Here is a 23,580-nt window from a genome sequence, read left to right as displayed (position 1 = left end):
CGATTCGGCGGGAGTTCTTGCGCCACACGGGCGCATTCGTGCGGAATTCCATCCTTTTTTCCGGACTGATGGTGCCAATGCTCGAATCACCGCCTAACATGCCAGGAATGCGCCACGATCGCCTGCCCGACGGATTCGGGGTGCGGATCGATCCACGGGTACGCGCATACTCCGGGGGACGCATCCTGATCGGCGGTTCACCCGCCCGGTTGCTGCGACTTGCCCCGGAGGCCGCCGAGATGATCGGCGACGGGTACCTCGAGGTCACCGGCCCGAAGTCCGCCGTTGTTGCCAGACGGCTGCTCGACTCCGGCGTCGCTAATCCGCGTCCCCGGTTGCTGCCGTCCCTCGACGATGTGACCGTGATCGTGCCACTGCACAACAATGCCGACGGCCTCGCCCGATTGCTCGCGGCATTGCGCGGACACAATGTGATCGTCGTCGACGACGGTTCGGATCAGCCGGTCGAGATCCCGCGCAACCGCGGCACCCGCTGCCGGGTGACCGTGCTGCGCCACGACCGCAGACAGGGCCCGGCCGCCGCGCGCAATGCCGGGTTGCGGGCCGCGACAACCGACTTCGTCGCCTTCCTGGACTCCGATGTGGTCCCGCGCAGCGGCTGGCTCGAGGTGATGCTCGGACACTTCAGTGATCCGGAGGTCGCGCTGGTCGCGCCGCGGATCGTCGCGCTGGATCCGGAGTCGAACGCGCTCGCGCGCTATGAGCACACCCGATCCTCGCTCGATCTCGGTCGGCGCGAATCGGCCGTGCAGTCGCGCGGACTGGTCTCGTACGTGCCCAGCGCGGCCATGCTGGTGCGCCGCCGGGCGCTGCTCGTGCAGGACGGGTTCGACGAGACGATGCAGGTGGCCGAGGACGTCGATCTGTGCTGGCGGCTGGAGCAGGCGGGGTGGCGGCTGCGTTATGAGCCTGCGGCGCACGTCGCGCACGATCATCGAATCTCGTTCCGCGCGTGGTTCGGTCGCAAGCTGTTCTACGGCACCGGGGCCGCGCCGCTGGGCGAGCGGCATGCGGGCATGGTGACGCCGCTGTCGGTGCCGTTCTGGACGGTGGTCGCGACCATGCTGTTCGCCACGCTGACGAAGGGGGGACTGCTCGGCGGACTCATCACCCTGGTGACCGCGCTGGCCCGACTACGCCGGGTCTTCACCGGACTGGACAACCCGACCAGGATCGCGGCGATCTATCTGGCGCGCGGCTACTTCGCGGGTATCTGGCGACTGGCCTCGGCGATGTGTCGGCACTATTGGCCGGTCACCATGTTGGCGATGATTCTTTCCCGGCGGGTCCGGCGCATCGCGGTCACCATGGCGGTGGCGGACGGTCTGGCCGATTGGTTCACCCATCGCGACGCGGGCGGGCTCGACCCGTTCCGCTACGTGGCCTACAAGCGGATGGACGATATCGCCTACGGAACGGGCTTGTGGCTGGGCGCATTCCGCGCGCGCAGCCTGGAATCGCTCAAGCCGAGTACGCCCCGGAGCTGAATCGAACGTGTAATGGCTGTATCACCCGATGAGCTGATGTAGATGATCGACACACTGATCATCGGTGGTGGTTCGGCCGGGTGTGTACTTGCGGCCCGGCTGAGCGTGGACCCGGAGCATCGGGTGCGGCTGCTGGAGGCGGGGCCGGTTTCGACCGATCCTGCGGTACTGCTCGATGCGACTCGGATGCCGATCGGGCACGAATCACCGTGGGTGTGGCGATACCCTGTCACGTTGGCAGGTGAGGTCACCGGGAATATCGTGCGCGGCAAGGTGATCGGCGGATCGGGTGCGGTCAACGGCGGCTACTTCGTGCGGGCGACGGCCGCGGATTTCGCCGCGTGGAGTAAGGAACTCGACGGCTGGTCCTTCGACGCGGTCTTGCCCGCCTATCGCCGACTCGAGCGCGATCATGACTTCGGCGACCAGCCGGGACACGGTACGACAGGCCCGATACCGGTGCGTCGCACCGCTGTTCCCGCGCCTCTGAGCTGCGAATTCGGCTCGGCATGTACGGCACTCGGCCTTCCGCTCATACCTGATCTGAACGCAGTGCCCGGCACAGGTCCGACCGATGGTTTCGGGCCGGTGCCGTGGAATATCGAGGATGGCAGGCGCGTCGACACCGGATCGGCATATCTCGCACCCGCACTCGCGCGACCGAATCTCACGGTGACCAGCGCCGTGCTGGTGACCCGCATCCGTTTCCACGGCACGCGCGCCATCGGGGTGGACTACATGCACGAGGGCAAGCCGGGCGCACTCGACGCGGATCGCATCGTTTTGTGCGCGGGCGCAATCGAATCCGCGGCGCTGCTGTTGCGCTCGGGTATCGGCGATCCGGAACGACTTCGGGCGCTGGATATTCCGGTGGTGCATCCCGCGCCCGTCGGCGCCGGGTTCAGCGATCACCCCGAGATCGGCATCGACTACCGCTTCGATCCGTCGCACTCGACTGCCGAAGGCATCCCGCTGGAATATGTGCTGGAACTCGACGATGTCGAAATCCGTCCGTACGCCGTAACGTTTACCCCGTATACCCAACGTTTGGGTGTGGCGCTCATGCGCCCGCATTCCGAAGGTGTCCTCCGACTCCGCTCCGCCGATCCGACCGTGCCGCCGCACATCGATTACCGCTACTTATCCGAGGCAGCGGATCGGATTCGGTTACGGGAGGCGGTTACCGCGGCGCGCGAGATATTGCACGCGATACCACTGGTGCACGCGCCGGAATCGATACCGGACGACGCGTGGCTGCACGCGAATCTGGCTACTTCGCAACATCTGTCGGGCACCTGCCGAATGGGCGGTGCGGATGATGAACGCGCGGTAGTCGATGAGCAGTGCCGCGTGCACGGCACGACCGGTTTATCCGTGGTGGATCTTTCCGTTGTTCCGGTGCCGCTGAGTCGCGGTCCGCAGGCGACGACGGTACTGATTGCCGAACGCGTCGCCGAGTACCTCACCTAGGGGCCTGGAAGATGGGTAGGTCACATTTGCGCGAGGTCTGAATGTGGTGTGACCTGGCGGACAAACGAAGGCAACCGCCCTTGTCCGAGTTATGCGCGCCGGTACAGTTCGGGGCGGAAAGAAAGGCAAATGGTCAGCAATCTTGCAGGTGGGCGGCCCCCACGGCACGGCGTCGAACCCGGCACTCAGCTCGGCGCACTGGAAGCCTATGCCGCACAAGCACACGGATATCTTAGCGCGGGTGGTGAGCAGCTGTCGCAGCTTGCCGGTCTGCTGCGTCCCGTCGTGCTCGAATCCTGGTTGCGCAGTGTGCGCGGCGGCGTCGACCCGATGGATCCGCTCGACGGGCGGGGCCTGCGCGGCGCGGATCTGCAGCGCTACCGCGACGCACATCCGATTGCCGCATTGATGCCGCTGATCGACAAATTGCTCGTACAGGACACGGCCAGAACGGGTTTGATCGTCGCGGTCGCCGATCAGTTCGGCCGGGTGCTGTGGGTGCACGGCAATCCCGATCAGGTCGATGCCGCCGCCGAAATCGGTCTGCGCGCGGGCGATGATCTAAGCGAACGCCGCATCGGCACGAATGCCGTCGGCCTGGTGGTGCGCACCGGGCGGGCCGCGTGGATCCATGGGCCCGAACACTTTCTGCACCGGATGCATCAGATCACCGGTGCCGCGGCGCCGGTGCACGATCCCGACGGCAGGCTGGTCGGGGTGCTGATGATCGCCGGGGGCGTGCGGGTGGCGAAGCCGGAGATTCTGGCCTTGGTGAAGGCGACCTCGACCGCGGCCGAAATGGATCTGCTGCTGACCGCGATGCGTGCTGGTCAGCACGGGGCGGTGAGTTCGACCGGTGAAATCTCGGCGGCGCGGTTGGGTCTGGATGTGCTCGGGCTCGGACAGCCGCTGCTGACCGTCGCGGGTGATCGAGTTCCGTTGTCGCAGCGGCACGCCGAAATTCTGCTGCTACTCGCCGAACATCCAGAGGGGCTGGGCGCGGACCATCTCGCACTGCTGCTCGACGACACGGATCTGGATAACGGCACCATCCGCGCCGCCATGTCGAGGTTGCGCGCGGTGGTCGGCCCGAACGTATTCGGTTCGCGCCCATATCGGTTGCGGGTGCATATCGCAACTGATATCGAGGCGCTGCGGGCCGCGCTCGATTCCGGTGCTGTCGATACCGCATTACGCCTGTATGCGGGTCCGGTGCTGCCACGCTCGACCGCGCCGGGAATTATCGATATCCGCGATGAACTTCGGGTCCGGCTGCGCGCCGCGGTCCTCGGTTCCGGTGACGCCGCGGTGCTGCGTCGATGGACCGCATGTGCGGAAGGGCGCGACGATGCCGCGGCCTGGGTCGCGTACCGGGCGACCGTAGATCGCGATTCGCCGCTGTATGCGCAGATCGAGGCCAAAATTCGGGTGCTCGATCGGCGGCTCGGCGCCGATGCAACGCGGATGCAACGTTCCCGCTCATAGTCTGCACATCCGAAAGTGCTGTGGCTCACATTCGCGACCGAATTGTGGTCGCGGACACAGCTTTGCCCAGCTATGTCGGCCCAGCTGAGCACGCTGGACGGCCGACCAACTTTTTTTAGTGCAAAAAGTTCCCTTTTATTAACGAAGCGCCTAATGTTCGCAATGCGGATCACATCCGTGTGATGTAGCTGACACCGCCGCGGCGCCCGCACCGCGGCAGCGACGTTGGAGGAGCGATCAAGAGCTAGGCGCACGCGGGGCGCAATCTGTTTCGATCCCGCGCGGGTGTCCGCATGCCCCGCGCATTCGCCGAATCTTCTTGTGGTGGCGTCGAAGCCATGTGTCAACGCTGAACAGCGTTGCCGCAGCGGCTTATTCGTGCTGCCCGAATGCGTTCGGCCTGCTGTTTTACGCCGAACAAGGAGGCTCTGGTGCACGGTGCGGAGTTGGGTGGGGCGCGACCGGACGGGGCCGCGCGCCTGGCGAGTGACTGCTTACCGGACGCTCCGGACAACCAGCCGTTTCCGCTCGCACCGGCGCAGTTGGGGGTCTGGTACGCGCAGTTGCTCGATCCCGACGTGCCGATCAATGTGGCCCAATACGTCGACGTGCCCAGGGTGCTGGATCCCGCGATCCTGCAGGAGGTTTCGGTCATTGCGGCGCGGGAATACGAATCGGTGCTGGTGCGCCTCGGCGAATCCGGCGGTGTGCCGAATCAGTACGTAGATCCGGCGAATTCCGTCGATATCCAGGCAGTCGACCTGCGCGAATGTGCCGATCCGGTGGTCGCGGCGCACGAATGGATGCGGGCGGATGCGGGCGCGCCGGTCGACATGCTGACCGATCGGCTGTTCGCCGGCGCCGTGCTGCGGGTCGCGGACCAGCGGTGCTTCTGGTACATGCGGGCGCATCACATCGTGCTCGACGGGTTCGGCGCGCTGACCAATACGCAACGGGTGGCGCAGTTGTATACCGCCAGGGTGCTCGGCACCGAGCCGCAGGCGGTCCAGCCGGGTGCGCTGATCGAATTGGTCGACGGTGAGCTCGACTACCGGGACAGTTCGCGTTTCGAGACCGACCGGGCGCACTGGGCCGAGCGGATCGCGGGGCTCGAGGGCGCGACCAGCCTGGACGGGCGGACCGCACCGCGCTCGGCCACCAATCTGGTGGTGGGACGGGTACTGCCGGATGCGCTCGTCGATCGGATGAATACGCTTGCGGCGAACCAGGATTCGACGCTCGCGGTGGTACTGCTCGCGGCCTTCGCCGGATATCTCGGGCGGCTCACCGATCGGGACGAGGTGGTGCTGAGTCTGCCGGTGACGGCACGCACCACCGCGCTCACGCGGCGGTCGGCCGGAATGCTGTCGAATATCGTGCCGCTGCGGCTGGCGGTCGACGGCACCTGGGGGGACCTGCTGCGGGCGACGCGCGTCGAGGTGGCGGGTGCGCTGCGGCACCAGCGGTATCGGCACGAGGACATCCGCCGCGATGCCGAGCACGGCGGGCGTCCGGCGCGCCGTGCGCTGTTCGGACCGCTGGCCAACATCATGCTGTTCGGCAGCGATCTGACGCTGGGCGATACGGTCGGCCGGTACCACGTATTGTCCACCGGGCCGGTGGAGGATCTGAGCTTCGATGTCTATTACGGCGAGCGCGACAGCGTGCACCTCGATTTCGAGGCGAATCCGAATCTCTATGCCGCCGACGACATTGCGCGCCATCAGACACGGTTCGTGCGGTATCTGGAGCGGTTGGTGGCCACCGAGGTCGATACGCCGATGGTGGCGGTGGCGGTGGCGACCGAGCTGGAACTCGAGGTCAGCACCCGGATCTGGAATGCGACCGGATTCGATGTGCCCGCGGCGGTCGCCGGTGCGCCGACGCTGGTTTCGATGTTCGAAGCGCAGGTAGCGCGGACGCCGGATGCGGTTGCGGTGCGGTTCGCGGGTGTGCCGGACCTGACATATCGGGAGCTCGCGGCGCGCAGTAATCGGCTGGCGCGGCATTTGATCGGGCTCGGCGTCGGACCCGAGACGCTGATCGCGCTCAACATCCGTCGGTCGCCGGAACTGGTGATCGCCATGTATGCCGGGCTCGCTGTGGGGGCGGCGTATGTGCCGCTGGATCCGGATCATCCGGCCGAGCGCACGGCACACATTCTGGCGACCGCGCGACCGGCATGCGTGCTGACGACTGACGCCACCGAGCTCACCGGAGTACCGGTCATCCGCCTCGATGGGCTGGATCTCGCGGATTACGCGGATGGTCCGATCTGGGATCGGGAACGCACCGCCGCACTGCGGCCGGGGCAGCCCGCGTATGTGATCTTCACTTCGGGGTCGACCGGACTCCCGAAGGGGGTGGCCGTCACCCACGAGGCGATCGTGAATCGGCTGGTCTGGATGCAGCAGCAGTATCGGCTGTCGGCAGACGATGTCGTACTGCAGAAGACACCCGCCACCTTCGATGTGTCGGTGTGGGAGTTCTTCTGGCCGTTGCAGATCGGCGCGCGGCTGGTACTTGCCGAGCACGACGGTCATCGTGATCCGGCCTACCTGCGGGCAGTGATCGACGAATATGGCGTGACGACAGCACATTTCGTGCCATCTATGCTGGAATCGTTTCTGGCACAGTCAGATTCCATCGGCCGCACCGCGCTGCGTATGGTCTTCGCGTCCGGCGAGGCGCTGCCCGCGGCGTTGGCGCAGCGGCTGCGGCTGCTGACCGGTGTGCGGCTGCATAACCTGTACGGTCCCACGGAGGCGGCGGTGGACGTCACCTTCCATGAAGTGACCGATACCGATACCCTCTCGGTGCCGATCGGCGCGCCGGTCTTCAACACCCGGCTCTACGTGCTCGATTCGCGGCTGCGGCCGGTACCGGTCGGGGCTGCGGGCGAGCTGTATCTGTCGGGGGTACAGCTCGCCCGTGGTTATATCGGCCGCCCCGGGCTCACCGCCGATCGGTTCGTCGCGGATCCGTTCGGGTCGGCCACCCGGATGTATCGCACCGGTGACCTGGTGCGCTGGACCTCCCACGGTGAGCTGGAGTACCTGGGCCGCACCGATTTTCAGGTGAAGTTGCGCGGGTTGCGGATCGAGCTCGGTGAGATCGAAGCCGTGCTCGGGGCCGTCGATTCGGTAGTGCGCGCGGTGGTCGTGGTGCGCGATGACGCCGGGGTGGGCGAGCAGTTGGTCGCCTATGTGGTCGAAGCCGAGAGTGGCGCGGTGTCTCCAGCCGAACTGCGTACTGCGGCGCTACGCGCGCTGCCCGCGTATATGGTGCCTGCCGCGTTCGTGGTGATGGATGCGTTACCAGTCAATGCCTCCGGCAAATCGGATCGTGCCGCGCTGCCCGCACCCGAGCGGATCTCGACCGACTACACCGAGGTCACGACGCCGGTGGAGGCCACGGTAGCGCGGGTCTTCGGTGCGGTACTCGGACGCGATCTGGTCGGGCGCGATGACGATTTCTTCGCGCTCGGCGGCAATAGTTTGGTGGCCACCCAGGTCGCGGCGCGGTTGGGCGCCGAACTGGGCTGTCGGCTCGGGGTTCGCGAATTGTTCACCGCTACCACGGTGTCCGCACTCGCCGAACTCATCGAGCGGGCGGGTGGATCCAGTGGCGTGCCGGTGCTCGCGCAGCTGCGGGCGCGGCACCGGCCGCCGCTGGTTCCGCTATCTCCGGCGCAGCAGCGGATCTGGTTCCTCAACCGGTTCGAGACTGCCGGCGCCGGGTACAACATGCCGTTCGTGGTGCGGTTGCGCGGCGCGGTCGATATTTCTGCGCTGCGGCTGGCCTTGGCCGATCTGGTCGACAGGCATGAGGTACTGCGCACGATCTTTCCCGCGGTATCGGCTGGAGTGGCGGCCCAGCAGGTCGTGTTGTCCGCGGACGAGGTTGTCGTCGTGGGTGAGCCGGAGTCGATCGGTGCGGACGAACTGGACGACGAGCTGGCTCGGTTCGCGGCGCTCGGATTCGACCTGGAGCGTGAAATACCCATTCGGGCACGGATTTTTCTGGTCGATGAGGAGAGCTGCGCGCTGGCGCTGGTGCTGCACCACATTGCCGCAGATGGCGTATCGCTGCGGGTGTTGGCACGAGATGTGATGTACGCGTACGGATCTCGACACGCAGGCGAGGTGCCGGAATGGCTGCCGCTTTCGGTGCAGTACGCGGACTACAGCCTTTGGCAGCATGAATTGCTCGGCTCAGTCGAGGATCCCGATGCCGCGTCGGCCCGGCAGCTGGAGTTCTGGACGGCCACGCTCGCCGGTGCACCCGATCTGATCGAGTTGCCCGCCGATCGGTCCCGCCCTCCGGTCGCATCCGGGCGGGGTGCGGTGTTCGGTTTCGAAATTCCGGGCGACGTGCACGTCGAGGTCGTGAAACTTGCCCGTGACCAGGGTGTTTCGAACTTCATGGTGTTGCATGCCGCGCTCGCCGCGCTGCTGTCGCGGCTGTCCGGAAGCGACGACATCGTGATCGGCACGCCGGTGGCCGGCCGTGGTGAACGGGCGCTGGACGATCTCGTCGGCATGTTCGTCAACACCCTGGTGCTGCGGACCGTGGTCGATGCCGCCGCCCCCTTCTCGTCGCTGCTGGCACGGGTGCGCGAGACCGATCTCGCTGCCTTCGGCCATGCCGAATTGCCATTCGAGCAGCTGGTCGATGCCATCAACCCGCCGCGCTCGCAGGCGCGGCATCCGTTGTTCCAGGTATTGCTCGCTTTCGACAATGCCGCGGACATCGCATTCGAACTCCCCGATTTGTCGGTCTGCACCAGTACCCTGGACACCGGAGTGACCAAATTCGATCTCCAGCTCACGGTCACCGAAGGCTTCGCCGGTGCCGGACTCGGGGAAGGTCCGGCACCGGCGGGGGTCCGTGCGGAATTCACCTACACCACAGATTTATTCGACGAATCCACCATCGCTGACTACGCGGAGTGGTTGGTTCGGTTGCTGCGCGCGATCGTGGTCGATGCCGAGCTGGCGGTGGGGGATCTGCCGCTGCTGGATGTCGCGGGTCGGCAGCGTGCGATCGAGCGCGGAATCGCGGAGTCGTCGAGCCGGGTCGCGACGCTGCTGGCCGCGTTCGAGACGCAGGTGCGGCGGACACCCGATGCTGTCGCACTGGTCGATGGGCATGGTGCGCTGGCCCATCCGTCGCCCGACCACCACCCCTCATCGAGTCGCTCCGCGACGCTGGCCCACCCGTCGCCCGACCACCACCCCCCAACGAGTCGCTCCGCGACGCTCACCTATTCGGAGTTCTCGGGGCGGGTGAATCGGCTTGCTCGTCGGCTGATCGCCGTCGGTGTCGGACCCGAGACGCTGGTTGTGCTGGGTATGCGGCGGTCGGTGGATTTCGTTGTCGCGGCCTATGCCGTATTGACCGCCGGTGGCGGGTATGTGCCGGTGGACCCGGATCAACCGGCGGCGCGGCGTGCGCAGGTCGTTGCCTCGGCTCGGCCGGTGTGTGTGCTGACTCGGGCGGGTGACGGGTGGTCGACAGGACCTTCGGTTCTGGTGGTCGACGCACTGGACTGCTCGGGTTATTCGGATGCGCCGGTGGTGGATTCGGATCGGCTGCGTCCGTTGCGGGCGATCAATACGGCGTACGTCATTTTCACTTCCGGATCCACGGGGCTTCCGAAAGGTGTTGCGGTACAGCATGCCTCGGTGGTGAATCAGATCGACTGGATTGCCGACGAATACGGTATCGGTGCCGACGATGTGGTTCTGTTCAAGACTCCCGCGACCTTCGATGTGTCGGTGTGGGAGCTGTTCGCGCCGTTGGCGCGCGGTGCGCGCATGGTGGTCGCCGAGCATGACGGGCATCGGGACAGCGCCTATCTGTCCGCGACCATCGCGGCGCACCGGGTGACGATGACCTCGTTCGTGCCGTCGATGTTGACGGTGTTCGCCGATGCCACCGGTATTGCCGAGATCGCTTCGTTGCGTATGGTTTTCGTTGCCGGTGAGGCAATGACCGGTGAAGCTGCGGCTCGTTTCGCCGCTGTGTGCCGAGCCGCTCTGCACAATCTGTACGGCCCAACGGAATTCACCGTGCACGCCACCTGTGCGCCAGTCGATGCGGCGCTGCCGGGGGCGGTGCCGATCGGTCGGCCGGTGCGTTCGAGTCAGGTGCTGGTGCTCGACGCGCGGTTGCGGCCGGTGCCGGACCTGGTCGTCGGCGAGCTCTACCTATCCGGCGTTCAGACGGCGCGCGGGTACCACGGGCGGGCGGAACTCACCGCTGAGCGGTTTGTGGCCAATCCGTATGGACCGGCCGGAGCCCGGATGTATCGGACCGGTGATCTGGTGCGGCGCAATCGGGCCGGGGATCTGGAATATCTGGGGCGCAGTGACTTTCAGGTCAAGCTGCGGGGGCAGCGGATCGAGCTCGGTGAGATCGAGGCGGCTCTGGTCGCTGCCGACGATGTGCGTGCCGCGGCTGTTCGGGTGTTCGCGCACGCGGCGGGTGAGCTGCTGGTCGCCTATGTGGTCGCGGACATGCCAGAGGTGGAGCTGGCCGATGTGCTGGGGCAGCGGCTGCGCGCTGTACTGCCTTCGTACATGGTGCCGACGGCCTATGTCGGACTGGCGGAAATGCCGCTGACCAGCTCGGGCAAGTTGGATCGCAAGGTATTGCCCGACCCGGTGCTGACCGCTGGGACATTTCGTGCACCTGTCACGTCTGGCGAGCATGCGGTTGCCGAGGTGTTCGCGGCGGTGCTCGGCCTCGATCGGGTCGGGCTGGACGACGACTTCTTCGCACTCGGCGGAAACTCCCTGGTGGCCACGCAGATTGCCGCGCGAATCGGCGCAGTCGTCGATGCCGATATTCCGGTGCGGCTGCTGTTCGAGCATTCGACGGTGGCCGGGTTGGCCGCGCATCTGCCCGGTTCAGGGACGGCGCGACGAGCATTGATCGCGCAAGCCAGGCCCGATGTGGTGCCGCTTTCCTATGCACAGCAGCGGATGTGGTTTCTCAATCAGTTCGATGCCGCCTCGGTCGCGAATAATCTGACGGCCGCGGTGCGACTGGTCGGCACGCTCGATCTCGGCGCACTGACGGATGCGGTCGCCGATGTCATTGCCAGGCATGAGGCGCTGCGCACCAGATATCCAGCGGTCGACGGTGTGCCGCAGCAGGAAGTGCTGCCAGGGGATGCGGTGTTACTGGTGCCGGAGCCGGTCGATGCAACGGAGTTGGCTGATCGGATTCGAGCGCTGGCGGCAATGCCTTTCGCGGTGGACCGGGAGGCACCCGTTCGACTCACCCTGCTGCGCACTGGGACCGAGCATGTGCTTGTTGTTTCCATCCATCACATCAGTGCGGACGGTTGGTCCATCGCGCCGCTTACCCGGGATCTGATGGTCGCATACGCCGCACGTTGCATGGGCTCGGAGCCGAACTGGGTGTCGCTGCCGGTGCAGTATGCCGACTACACGCTGTGGCAGCGGGAAACGCTCGGTGCGGAGGACGATCCGGAATCACTGATCGCCGCGCAGATCCGTTATTGGTCGGCCGAATTGGCCGATCTTCCGGATGTGCTGGCACTGCCGGGGGACCGGTCGCGTCCGGCGGTCGCGTCGGGTCGTGGTGCGCGCCATGCCTTCACCATCGATGCCGCGACCCACCGTCGGCTGTGTGGTGTGGCGGAGGGCGCGAATGCCTCCCTGTTCATGGTGCTGCACGCGGCATTCGCCACGCTGCTGGCGAAACTCGCTGGGCAGCAGGATATTGCGATCGGAACCCCCGTCGCCGGTCGCGGCGCCGCGGAGCTGGACGGGCTCGTCGGAATGTTCGTCAACACCCTTGTGCTGCGGACCGATGTGCGGCCCGAACTGACTTTTGCCGACTTGATCGCAGCGACCCGCGACGGTGATCTGCGTGCTCTCGCACATGCCGATGTGCCATTCGAGCGGCTGGTCGAGGTATTGAATCCGGAGCGTTCCGCGGCACGACATCCGCTGTTCCAAGTCATGCTCGACTTCCAGAACACCGCGCAGACCAATCTGGAACTGGCCGGGCTCGAGGCCTCGATGCTCGATATCGACACGCGGACTGCGAAATTCGATCTGCAACTGACGCTGACCGAGACTGTCGGCGCAGCCGGTGTGGCAGCGACGTTCGAGTACGCCACCGATCTGTTCGACGCGCGGACGATCGCTTCGTTCGCGACTCGGCTACAGCGCGTGCTCGATGCGGTCGCGGATCCGCACGTGCGGATCGGCGATATCGATCTGCTCGCGGACAACGAGCGGGCGCTTATTCTCGACGCCTGGAATGCGACAGCGCATCCGGTGGATGCCGGTGCGACGCTGGTATCGCTGTTCGAGGCGCAGGTCGCGCGGACGCCGGATGCCACTGCGATCACCTTCGAGGGCGAGTCGCCGGCCCACCCGTCGCCCGACCACCACCCCTCAACGAGTCGCTACGCGACGCTGGCCCACCCGTCGCCCGACCGCCACCCCCCAACGAGTCGCTGCGCGACGCTGACATATGGGGAATTCGCGGGTCGGGTGAACAGGCTCGCGCGGCTGCTGGTGTCGATCGGGGTTCGTCCGGATGTCACCGTGGCCATCGGCATGCGGCGTTCGGTGGATCTGGTCGTGGCCACGTACGCCGTGCTCACGGCGGGCGGTGCGTACGTTCCCGTGGATCCGGAGCATCCGGCCGAGCGGATCACCCAGGCGCTGAGGCTGGCGCGTCCGGTGTGCGTGCTGACGCGCTCGGAGGATGGGCTGGATCTCGACACCGACGAGCGTTCGGGCGCGTGGGCGGTGCTCGATGTGGATCTGTTCGATACCTCCGACTATTCGGACGCTCCGGTCACCGATGACGATCGCCTCGGCCCCTTGGTCCCGGGCAATGCCGCGTACGTGATCTTCACCTCCGGCTCGACGGGGCGGCCGAAGGGTGTCGCTGTTTCGCACGCGGCGATCGTCAATCGTCTGGTGTGGATGCAGGACGCCTACGCGCTCACACCTGCTGATGTGGTGCTGCAGAAGACGCCTGCCACCTTCGATGTGTCGGTGTGGGAGTTCTTCTGGCCGTTGCAGGTCGGGGCGCGTTTGGTGATGGCGCGGCCGGATGGGCATCGTGATCCGGCGTATTTGGCGCGGGTTATTCGTCGCGAGCGCGTCAGCGTCGCGCATTTCGTGCCGTCGATGTTGGTGGTGTTCGTCGCGGAACCGGCAGCGGCTGACTGTGATTCGCTGCGGATGGTATTTGCGTCAGGGGAGGCGTTGGCGCCCAAGCCTGCTCATCGGATGCGTGAGCTGACCGGTGCGGCAGTGCACAATCTGTACGGCCCGACCGAGGCGGCGGTGGATGTCACCAGCCACGAGGTCACCGATGCCGATGTGGATACCGTGCCGATCGGTGGGCCGGTATTCAACACCCAGGTCTATGTGCTCGATGGGCGGTTGCGTCCGGTGCCGGTGGGAGTTGCGGGCGAGTTGTATTTGGCCGGTGTGCAATTGGCGCGCGGATATATCGGACGGCCGGATCTGACGAGTGATCGGTTTGTCGCGAATCCGTTCGGCGATGGTGCGCGGATGTATCGGACCGGGGATCTCGTGACCTGGCGTGCGGATGGGGCGCTCGAGTATTCGGGGCGCACCGATTTCCAGGTCAAGCTGCGTGGTCTGCGGATCGAGCTCGGTGATATCGAAACCGCGATCACCGGCTTGGATTCGATTGCGCAGGCGGTGGTTGTGCTGCTGGACGGGCAGCAACTGGTCGCTTATGTCATCGCAGAACCCGGTGTCGATACCGATGCCCTGAAATCCGCTCTGAGCAGGCAACTGCCCGCGTATATGGTGCCGTCTGCGTTCGTCGTGCTCGATGAATTTCCGCTCAATGCGTCCGGCAAACTGGATCGGAAGGCGCTGCCGGCGCCCGTATTCGAGGCTGCTGTTTTCCGGGCTCCCGTCACGGCGACCCAGGAAATCGTTGCGCGGACCTTTGCCGAGGTGCTGAATGTCGAGCTGGTCGGCCTCGACGATGATTTCTTCGCTCTCGGTGGAAATTCACTGAACGCCACCCAGGTCGTTGCCCGGTTGGGTGCGGCGCTGGATATGCGGCTGCCGGTGCGGATGCTGTTCGAGGCTGCCACGGTCGGGGAGTTGGCGGCCGCGACGGAGGCGCATCAGGGGCGCGGATATGTCGCGTTGAGCGCGCGCCCGCGCCCGGCGCGGATTCCGCTCTCACCGGCTCAGCAGCGCATGTGGTTCCTCAACCGGTTCCTTGCCGACGATTGCGCCGGTCCGGGCGATGCCGTCGATAACATTCCGGTGGCGCTGCGGCTGACCGGCGATCTGGATGTGGAGGCATTGTCCGCCGCGCTGGCGGATGTGGTCGCTCGGCACGAGACACTGCGGACGGTCTATCCCGACGGAACCGATGGCGCGGAGCAGGTGATCATCGCCGCGGCTGTTCCGTCGTTGCGACCGGAGCTGATCACCGAAGCGGAACTCGAGCCGCACCTTTCCGCATTCGCGGCGACGACGTTCGATCTGACCACAGAGGTGCCACTGCGGGCCCGACTGTTCACCGATGGCCACGAACACGTGCTAGCACTTGTGCTGCACCATATTTCGGCCGACGGCTTCTCGCTCGGACCGCTCGCGCGCGATCTCATGACCGCCTACAGCGCACGTCGAGATGGTATCGCGCCCGCATGGGCGGCATTGCCCGTGCAGTACGCCGACTACACGATCTGGCAAGCCGAAACACTGGGCGACGACGCGGATCCGGAGTCGCAGGCGCACCGGCAGCTCGCCTTCTGGCGGCGTGCGCTGGCCGGTCTGCCCGAACAACTCGAGCTTCCCACGGACCGGCCGCGCCCCGCCGTCTCGTCGTATCGCGGTGACGCCCACCGGCTCCGCATCGACTCCGATCTGCACAGTGAACTGCGCGAACTGGCCCGCAAGCGGGAAACAACGTTGTTCAGCACAATGCATGCGGCGCTGGCCGTCTTGTTGTCTCGCTTGTCGGTGAGTGAGGACATCGCAATCGGCACGCCGGTCGCGGGTCGCGGTGATGCCGCGCTGGATGGGCTCGTCGGGATGTTCGTCAACACCCTGGTATTGCGCACCCATATCGACACCAGGGCGCGCTTCGAGACGGTGCTGGATACCGTGCGCGCACAGGACATCGAAGCGCTGTCGCATGCGGACGTGCCGTTCGAGCGGCTCGTCGAGATCATCGCGCCGACGCGGGCGCAGAATCGAAATCCGCTGTTCCAGGTCGCGTTGACTTTCCAGAACTTCACGCTGCCGCCGCTCGAACTCGCCGATCTCATGGTGCGTCCGGTCGAATTCGACGCGACGGCAGCCAAATTCGATCTGCAGTTCACGGTGGTCGAATCCGATGACGCCGATGGCCGTGCGGATGGCATGGAAATCGAGATCACCTATGCGACAGATCTTTTCGATGCGGGCACGATCGCGGTACTCGGCCGCCGGTTCACCCAGGTGTTGGCCGCCATCGCCGCCGATGCCACGGTCGTGGTCGGGGATATCCAATTGCTCAGCGCCGAGGAACAGCATCGCGCGCTGCACGAATGGTCTACTCCGACACGGACTTATGTCACCGAGACGGCCACGCTGGCCGACCGGTTCGCGCTGGCCGCCGCGATCGATCCGACATCCGTCGCGGTCCGCGCAGGCACCCGATCGCTGACCTACGCCGAGCTCGACAGCTGGTCGAATCGGCTGGCCCGGCGGTTGATCGCGGCGGGGGTCGGCCCGGAAGCGCTGGTTGCGGTGGCGTTGCCGCGGTCGGTGGAACTGGTCGTCGCATTGGTCGCGGTGATCAAGGCGGGCGGCGGTTATCTGCCGATCGATCCGAATTATCCGGCGGATCGGATCGAATACGTACTCGATGACGCCCGCCCGATCTGCGCGATAACCAGCGCCGGAACCGAATTGGCACCCGGCTGGTTCGGCGGGCCGGTGATCGATATCGCTGCCACGAATCAGTGTACGACCGCCATCACCCAGGCGGAGCGACGCAGGCCGCTGAATCCGGCTCATACGGCTTACGTCATCTACACCTCCGGATCCACCGGGAACCCGAAGGGTGTGGTCATCCCGCACCGCAATGTGCTGCGCCTGCTGGATAACACCCAGTGCCACTTCGAGTTCGGGCCTTCGGATATCTGGACCCTGTTCCACTCCTACGCCTTCGACTTCTCGGTCTGGGAGCTCTGGGGTGCGCTGCTGCACGGCGGCACACTCGTGGTGGTCGACTACTACACCTCGCGTTCACCAGAGCAGTTCTTGGAACTGCTGGCCGCGGAACGGGTGACGGTTCTGAACCAGACGCCGTCGGCCTTCTATCAGCTGATTGCCGCGGAGCCTGCCGAACTCGCCCTGCGCTATGTGATTTTCGGTGGCGAGGCATTGGAACCGCAGCGGCTGGTCGGCTGGTTCGCTCGGCATCCGCGGTCGCCTCGACTGGTGAATATGTACGGCATCACCGAGACCACCGTGCATGTGTCCTATCGGCCGATCGAGGCGGGTACCGGCTCGGCGAGTGTGATCGGTGGGGCCATACCCGGATTGGTCGTGCGGGTGCTCGATGCGCGGCTGCGGCCGGTGCCGGTCGGGGTACCCGGCGAGATCTACGTCTCCGGTGGTCAGTTGGCGCGTGGCTATCTCGGACGGCCCGCGCTCACCGCGAGCCGGTTCGTGGCCGATCCGTACGCGGGTGATGGTGCGCTGGCCTATCGGTCCGGTGACCTCGCACGGTGGACGGCCGACGGCGAGTTGGAGTATCTGGGCCGGGCCGACCAGCAGGTGAACCTGCGTGGGTTCCGCATCGAGTTGGGGGAGATCGAGGCGGCGCTACTCGATGTGAGCGCAGCGGTGCGCGAGGTGGCGGTGGTCGTGCGCAGCGATCTGGTGGATGAGCCGCGGATTGTCGCGTATGTGGTCGGCTTCGACGCGGTCGATACGGCGGAGCTGCGACAACAGCTCGCGCGCCGGTTGCCTGAGCACATGGTGCCCGCCGCGATCGTGATGGTGGATCGAATTCCATTGACCGTCAACGGGAAGCTGGATCGGGCGGCGTTGCCCGCGCCGGAGTTCGAGGCGACGACTTATCGCAAGCCCGGGACGGTCGTCGAGGAGATTGTCGCCGGAGTCTTCGCGGATGTGCTCGGCATGGACGGTCTGATCGGCGCGGATGACGACTTCTTCGCCCTCGGCGGTTCCTCCCTGCTGGCCGCGAAAGCCGCGGCTCGCATCGGCGCCGCGCTCGGGCGCACCGTCGGAGTCCGCGCATTGTTCGAATCGCCGCGGGTCGCCGACCTCGCCGCAGCGGTCAACGCGAGCGATACGGCTGCGACCAGGCCCGCGCTGGTGGCCGGCGCCCGTCCGGACCGGATTCCGCTTTCCCCGGCACAGCAGCGGATGTGGTTCCTCAACCAGTTCGACCAGCACTCCGTTGCCTACAACATTCCGGTGGCGCTGCGGCTCACCGGCGCATTGAATATCGCGGCGCTACGAGCCGCGGTCGCGGATCTGATCGGCAGACATGAGTCGCTGCGGACGCGGTATCCGGAAGTGGACGGTGCGGCGACCCAACTGATCGCGCCGGTCGTGCAGGCGATCCCGTCGCTGTATCCGATTGATATCTCTGCGGCCGAACTGCCGGATCGAATTCGGGAGCTGGCCGCCACCACGTTCGACGTGACCGTCGATATCCCGGTGCGGATGCGGCTGTTCCGGATAGCGGGGCGCGCGGAGTTCGTATTGGCGGCGGTGCTGCATCACATTGCGGCGGACGGATCCTCGCTCGCACCATTCGTCCGTGATCTGATGCTTGCGTACAGCGCACGCCTGGATGACAGCGCGCCCGGCTGGACACCGCCCGCCATGCAGTACGCGGATTTCGCACTGTGGCAGCGGAAGCTACTCGGCAGCGAGGATGCGCCCGAATCGCTTTCGGCACAGCAGATCGCGTACTGGACACGGACGCTGGACGGACTGCCGGATCAGCTGGCGCTGCCTACCGATCACCCGCGGCCCGCGCGGCAGAGTTTGCGCGGTGCGAAAGTAGAGTTCGCGATCGACGCACCGTTGCACAGTGCGCTCGTCGTGCTCGGACGACGCAGTGGCGCAACGCTGTTCATGGTTGTACACGCGGCATTCTCCGCACTTCTCGCTCGGCTTTCGGGTAGTTCGGATATCGCGGTCGGTACGCCGATCGCGGGCCGGGGCGATGCGGAACTCGACGATGTCATCGGTATGTTCGTGAACACGCTGGTGCTGCGTACTCGGGTCGATGGCGGTGAAAGCTTCGATGCATTGCTCGAACGGGTCAGGGCGGCCGATATCGCCGCCTTCTCGCATGCGGATGTGCCGTTCGAGCGCCTGGTGGAGGTGTTGAATCCGGAACGATCGACGGCGCGGCATCCGCTGTTCCAGGTCGGGCTTTCGTTCCAGAATCACGAGCGCGGCGAACTGCGGCTACCCGGGCTCGAAGTGCGAGAGGTCGAATTCGACAGTGGGGTCGCACAATTCGATCTGCACTTGTTCGCTATCGATCACTACGGTGCGGACGGCTCGCCTGAGGGCATCGATCTTGCGCTCGGGTTCGCGACGGACTTGTTCGAGCCCGCTAGTGCGCAGCGGTTCAGTGAGCAGCTGCTGCGGATATTCGAATCCGTTGTTGCCCAGTCAGATACGGCTGTCGGTGAATTCGACCTGCTCGGTTCGGCAGAACGCGCGCGGTTACTCGAGGAGTGGAATAGGACCGCGTATCCGGTGGCCTCGGCGACGTTGGCGGATCTCGTCGATGCTCAGGTGGCGCTGACGCCTGAGGGGGTCGCGTTGATCGATGCGAGCTCCGAATCAGTACTCACCTATGCCGAATTCGATGCTGCAGTCAACAGGTTGGCGCGCAAGTTGATTGCCGACGGGGTCGGTCCGGAGGCAACCGTGGTGCTCGCTATGCGGCGCTCGGTCGAGTTGGTTGTCGCGATGTACGCGGTGGTGCGAGCCGGTGGTGCGTATGTGCCCATCGATCCGGATCATCCGGTCGACCGCATCGCGTACATCATCGAAACGGCCGCGCCCGTGTGTGTGCTCACCACGTCACGTGATGGTTTGCCCATCGAAACATCCCTTGCCGTAATGGAAGTGGATCGGCTCGAGTTGGCTGACTACGCGGCGACTTCGATTTCGGATGACGAGCGGGCGCGCCCCTTGCGGATCGAGCATCCGGCATATGTGATCTTCACATCCGGTTCGACTGGAGCGCCCAAGGGCGTCACTATTTCGCACGCGGCGATCGTCAACCAATTGGCCTGGCTGCGTGACCGATTCGCGTTCGGGCCAGAGGCGAATGCGCTGCTCAAGACTCCGGCAACCTTCGACCTGTCGGTGTGGGAATTCTGGTCGGTCCTGACGACGGGTGGTCGCCTGGTGGTGACCGAGCCCGGCACCGAACGCGATCCGGACCGGCTGCGGGCCCTGATCGAACGCCATGCGGTGACGGTGCTGCACGCCGTACCGTCGCTGGTCGGCATGCTGCTCGCGGTAACGGATGCGCCGCTGCCGAATTCACTGCGGCAGGTGCTTGCCATCGGTGAGGCGCTGCCGCCCGCCACCGCGATCGAATTCCGTCGTCGGGCCGGACATTCCGGCGCACGACTGTTCAACCTGTACGGCCCGACCGAGGCAGCCGTGTCGATCACGGCCTTCGAAGTCGATGCGGACCCGACCCACATCGTGCCGATCGGCACGCCCGCCTGGAACAGTCGCGTTTACGTGCTCGATGCACGGCTGCAGCCGGTCCCGGTGGGTGTGCCCGGTGAGTTGTATTTGGCCGGTGCGCAATTGGCGCGTGGCTATCAACGCAGGCCCGCGCTGACGGCCGACCGTTTCGTCGCGGATCCCTTCGCGAGCGCCGTCGGCGCGACGATGTACCGGACCGGCGATATTGTCCGCTGGCGTCCGGAGGGCACGCTGGAATATTTGGAGCGCACCGACTTCCAGGTCAAGATCGGCGGTTTCCGGATCGAGCTCGGCGAGGTGGAGGCCGCGCTGCTGCGGCTGCCCGACGTGCGCGCTGCGGTCGCGGTGGCGCATGCTGGAGCTCGGCTCATCGCCTATGTTGCCGTTCCGGCCTCGACGGCTCCTGCCGAATTGGCCGATGCGTTGCGTGCGGCGGTGGCTACAGAGCTGCCCACCTACATGGTGCCCAACACGATCGTTGTGCTGGAGTCGTTGCCGCTCAATGCCAATGGCAAGGTTGATCGGGCCGCACTGCCCGCGCCGTTGTTCACCACGGCTCCTTTCCGCGCACCGACCAGTGAGCTGGAGCGCTTGGTCGCGGCAACCTTCGTCGAGGTGATCGCAGCCGAGGAAACGGTAGGGCTGGATACCGACTTCTTCGCGCTCGGGGGCAATTCTCTGCTGGCGACCCGGCTGGCGGCGCAGCTGGGCTCGGCACTCGGAGTGCGGGTCCCGGTGGCCGCGGTATTCGACGCACCGACCCTCGGGCTGCTCGCCGCGCGACTGGCCGAACTCGGGGGAACCGATACCAGGCCCGCGCTGACCCGACGTTCCGGCACCGCGCCCGCCCCGCTATCGCTGGCACAGCAGCGGATGTGGGTGGTCAATCGGCTGGACCCGGATTCCTCGGCCTACAACATCCCCGCCGCACTGCGTCTGACCGGCGCACTGGATATCGCTGCCCTCGGCGCGGCAATCCTGGACGTGATCGAACGCCACGAAACCCTGCGCACCCGATATCCGGATGCCGAGCCCGAACCGGTGCAGCAAGTACTGGACGTTGCCGAGGTCGATCTGGAACCGATCCTTTTGGAACAGGGTGATATCGACGAGCGCATCGCTGAGTTCGTCGCCGCCGGTTTCGATATCACCTCGTCGCCGCCGGTCCGCGCGGCATTGTTCCGCACCGACGTCGACGAGCACGTCCTCGTGGTGGTGCTGCACCACATCAGCGCCGATGGCTATTCGGTCGCCCCGATGACGCGGGATCTCATGCGTGCCTACCTCAGCCGGATCGCGGGCGACGCGCCGGACTGGGAGCCATTGCCGATCCAGTACGCCGATTACAGCGTGTGGCAACGCGCGTTGCTCGGCTCCGATCGTGATCCGAACAGCCTGCTGACCCGGCAACTCGACTATTGGACAACGGAATTGGCGGGCCTGCCCGAAGTACTTTCATTGCCGAGCGATCGACCGCGTTCGCCGCGCAGGGATATGCGCGGTGACACAGTCGGTTTCGAGGTCGACACGGTACTCACCGCGCGGCTGGAGGCGGTTGCCAGTGCGCACGGCACAACCCTGTTCACCCTGATCCACAGTGCATTCGCGGTCCTGCTGGCCAAACTGTCCGGCACCCCGGATATCGCTATCGGCGCACCGGTCGCGGGCCGTGGCGAACGTGAACTAGACGACCTGATCGGCATGTTCGTCAATACCGTGGTGCTGCGCACCGAGGTCGACGCGCGTACCGGTTTCGCGGATCTGCTTCGGCAGGCCAGGAATCGCGATATCGCGGCGCTGTCACACGCCGACGTGCCGTTCGAGCGGGTGGTCGATGCCGTCGGCCGGACCAGGTCCAGTGCCTATACGCCGCTGTTCCAGGTGATGTTCACCTTCCAGAACATGCCGTCCGGCCGCGTCGCGCTGCCCGGACTCGAGGTCGAGGTGCTCGATCTCGCGCTGGCCGACGCCAAATACGACCTGCAGCTCACCGGCATCGAGTTGTTCGACGCCGCAGGGGATCTGGTCGGGCTGGATATGAGATTCGGCTACGCGACCGACATTTTCGATGCCGCAACGGTCCGGCTGTTCGCCGAGCGACTACTTCGGATATTCGAGGTAGTCGCGGATGATCCGGCGATCGTGATTCGCGCCATCGATATTCGCGGCGAACAGTCCCGTGGCGAACGGTCGGACAGCCCGGCGGACCTGCCCGCGCTGATCGCCGCTGCCGCCGAAATCGATCCCGGTGCCGTCGCTTTCACCCACGACGCGCACGCGGTGACCTTCGGCGAGCTGGCCGCCAAGCTCGCGACGGTCACCAAGGCCATGGGGACGACCGCGAAACCGGAAGCGCTCATCAATGTCGCCCTCGCCGGGCTGGTGCCCGGCCTCTTGGCCGCCCTCGGCGGCAGTGGTCTCGCCGCAGTCCTGCGGTCGCTGCGCACCGAGGCGCGGGCTGTGCTCTCCAACTCGGATTCGGAAGTCGATTCGGAAGGAATCAACTGATGTCCCAGGCAGAATCGGTCGCATCCAGCAAACTCGGCAATCGTAGTGCCGCATACGATCATTCGGCACTGCGCCGGGCGTACGGACTCGACGATCTACCCATCCTGATCGATAAGGTCGCCGAATTGGATCCGGAGCGGGTCGCTCTGCGGTACGACGGGACCACCATCACCTACGGTGTGCTGGCCACCGAGATCATGGTGCTGGACGAGGCGATGGGTGGCGGGCTCGGTGCCGACGCACTGGTATCGGTCGTGGTCTCCAGCCAACTGCCCGCCCTGCTGGAGTCCGGGGACGGCGCACTCGGCACCGTGCTGGAGCGACTGCTCGATGACGCCCTGACGGCGGCGGCCCACGTGCTGCCGTCGGTATTCGCGCCGATCGAGACCCTGATCAGCGAATTCGAGGCACAGGTGCGCCGGACACCGGACGCGGTAGCCCTGGAGTACGCGGGTGCGACGCCGGCCCACCCGAGGCTGGCCCACCCGTCGCCCGACCACCACCCCCCATCGAGTCGCTACGCGACGCTTACCTATTCGGAGTTCGACGGCCGGGTGAACGCCCTCGCGCGGCGATTGATCGACTTGGGTGTCGGCCCGGACAGCCCGGTGGGGCTTGCCGTTCGACGCTCGTTCGACCTGCTGATCGGCATGTACGCGATCCTGAAGGCGGGCGGTGCGTATGTGCCGATCGATCCGGAGCATCCGGCCGAACGCATCGGCTACGTGCTCGAGGTCGCCGCACCGGTCCTGGTACTCACCACGACCTACGACCAGCCCGAGCTCGGACCGGATATTCGGGTACTGCGGATCGACGAATTCGACACCGCCGAGGCAGGGGCGTCG

General features: G+C 65.8%; 5 protein-coding genes (1 of these 5 cut by a window edge). All 5 read left to right on the top strand.

The window, feature by feature from the left end:
* Positions 1-107: 107 nt before the first annotated feature.
* On the top strand, positions 108-1,508 hold the full coding sequence (gene mftF, locus OIE68_RS27375) for a mycofactocin biosynthesis glycosyltransferase MftF (RefSeq protein WP_327093949.1): 1,401 nt from the start codon (positions 108-110) through the stop codon (positions 1,506-1,508).
* Positions 1,509-1,550: 42 nt separating this feature from the next.
* Positions 1,551-2,978 (top strand): mycofactocin system GMC family oxidoreductase MftG, encoded by a 1,428-nt coding sequence (gene mftG, locus OIE68_RS27370; protein WP_327093948.1) that lies wholly within the window; start codon positions 1,551-1,553, stop codon positions 2,976-2,978.
* A 129-nt stretch (positions 2,979-3,107) separates the two neighbouring features.
* Positions 3,108-4,463: a GAF domain-containing protein gene (locus OIE68_RS27365; protein ID WP_327093947.1), complete on the top strand. Its 1,356-nt coding sequence runs from the start codon at positions 3,108-3,110 to the stop codon at positions 4,461-4,463.
* Between the two features lie 431 nt (positions 4,464-4,894).
* Positions 4,895-22,735 carry a non-ribosomal peptide synthase/polyketide synthase gene (locus OIE68_RS27360; protein ID WP_327093946.1) on the top strand — a complete coding sequence of 5,947 codons (17,841 nt, stop codon included), beginning with the start codon at positions 4,895-4,897 and terminating at the stop codon, positions 22,733-22,735.
* On the top strand, positions 22,735-23,580 hold the start of the coding sequence (locus tag OIE68_RS27355; protein WP_327093945.1) for a non-ribosomal peptide synthase/polyketide synthase. Its footprint extends 24,405 nt past the window's final position; only the first 846 of its 25,251 coding nucleotides appear in the window; its start codon is at positions 22,735-22,737; the stop codon falls past the right edge of the window. Before OIE68_RS27360 ends, OIE68_RS27355 begins: the two co-directional genes overlap by 1 nt.

The organism is Nocardia vinacea, assembly GCF_035920345.1.
In the GTDB taxonomy this organism is placed as follows: Bacteria; Actinomycetota; Actinomycetes; order Mycobacteriales; family Mycobacteriaceae; genus Nocardia; species Nocardia vinacea_A.
This window is presented reverse-complemented; position numbering and strand designations above follow the sequence as displayed.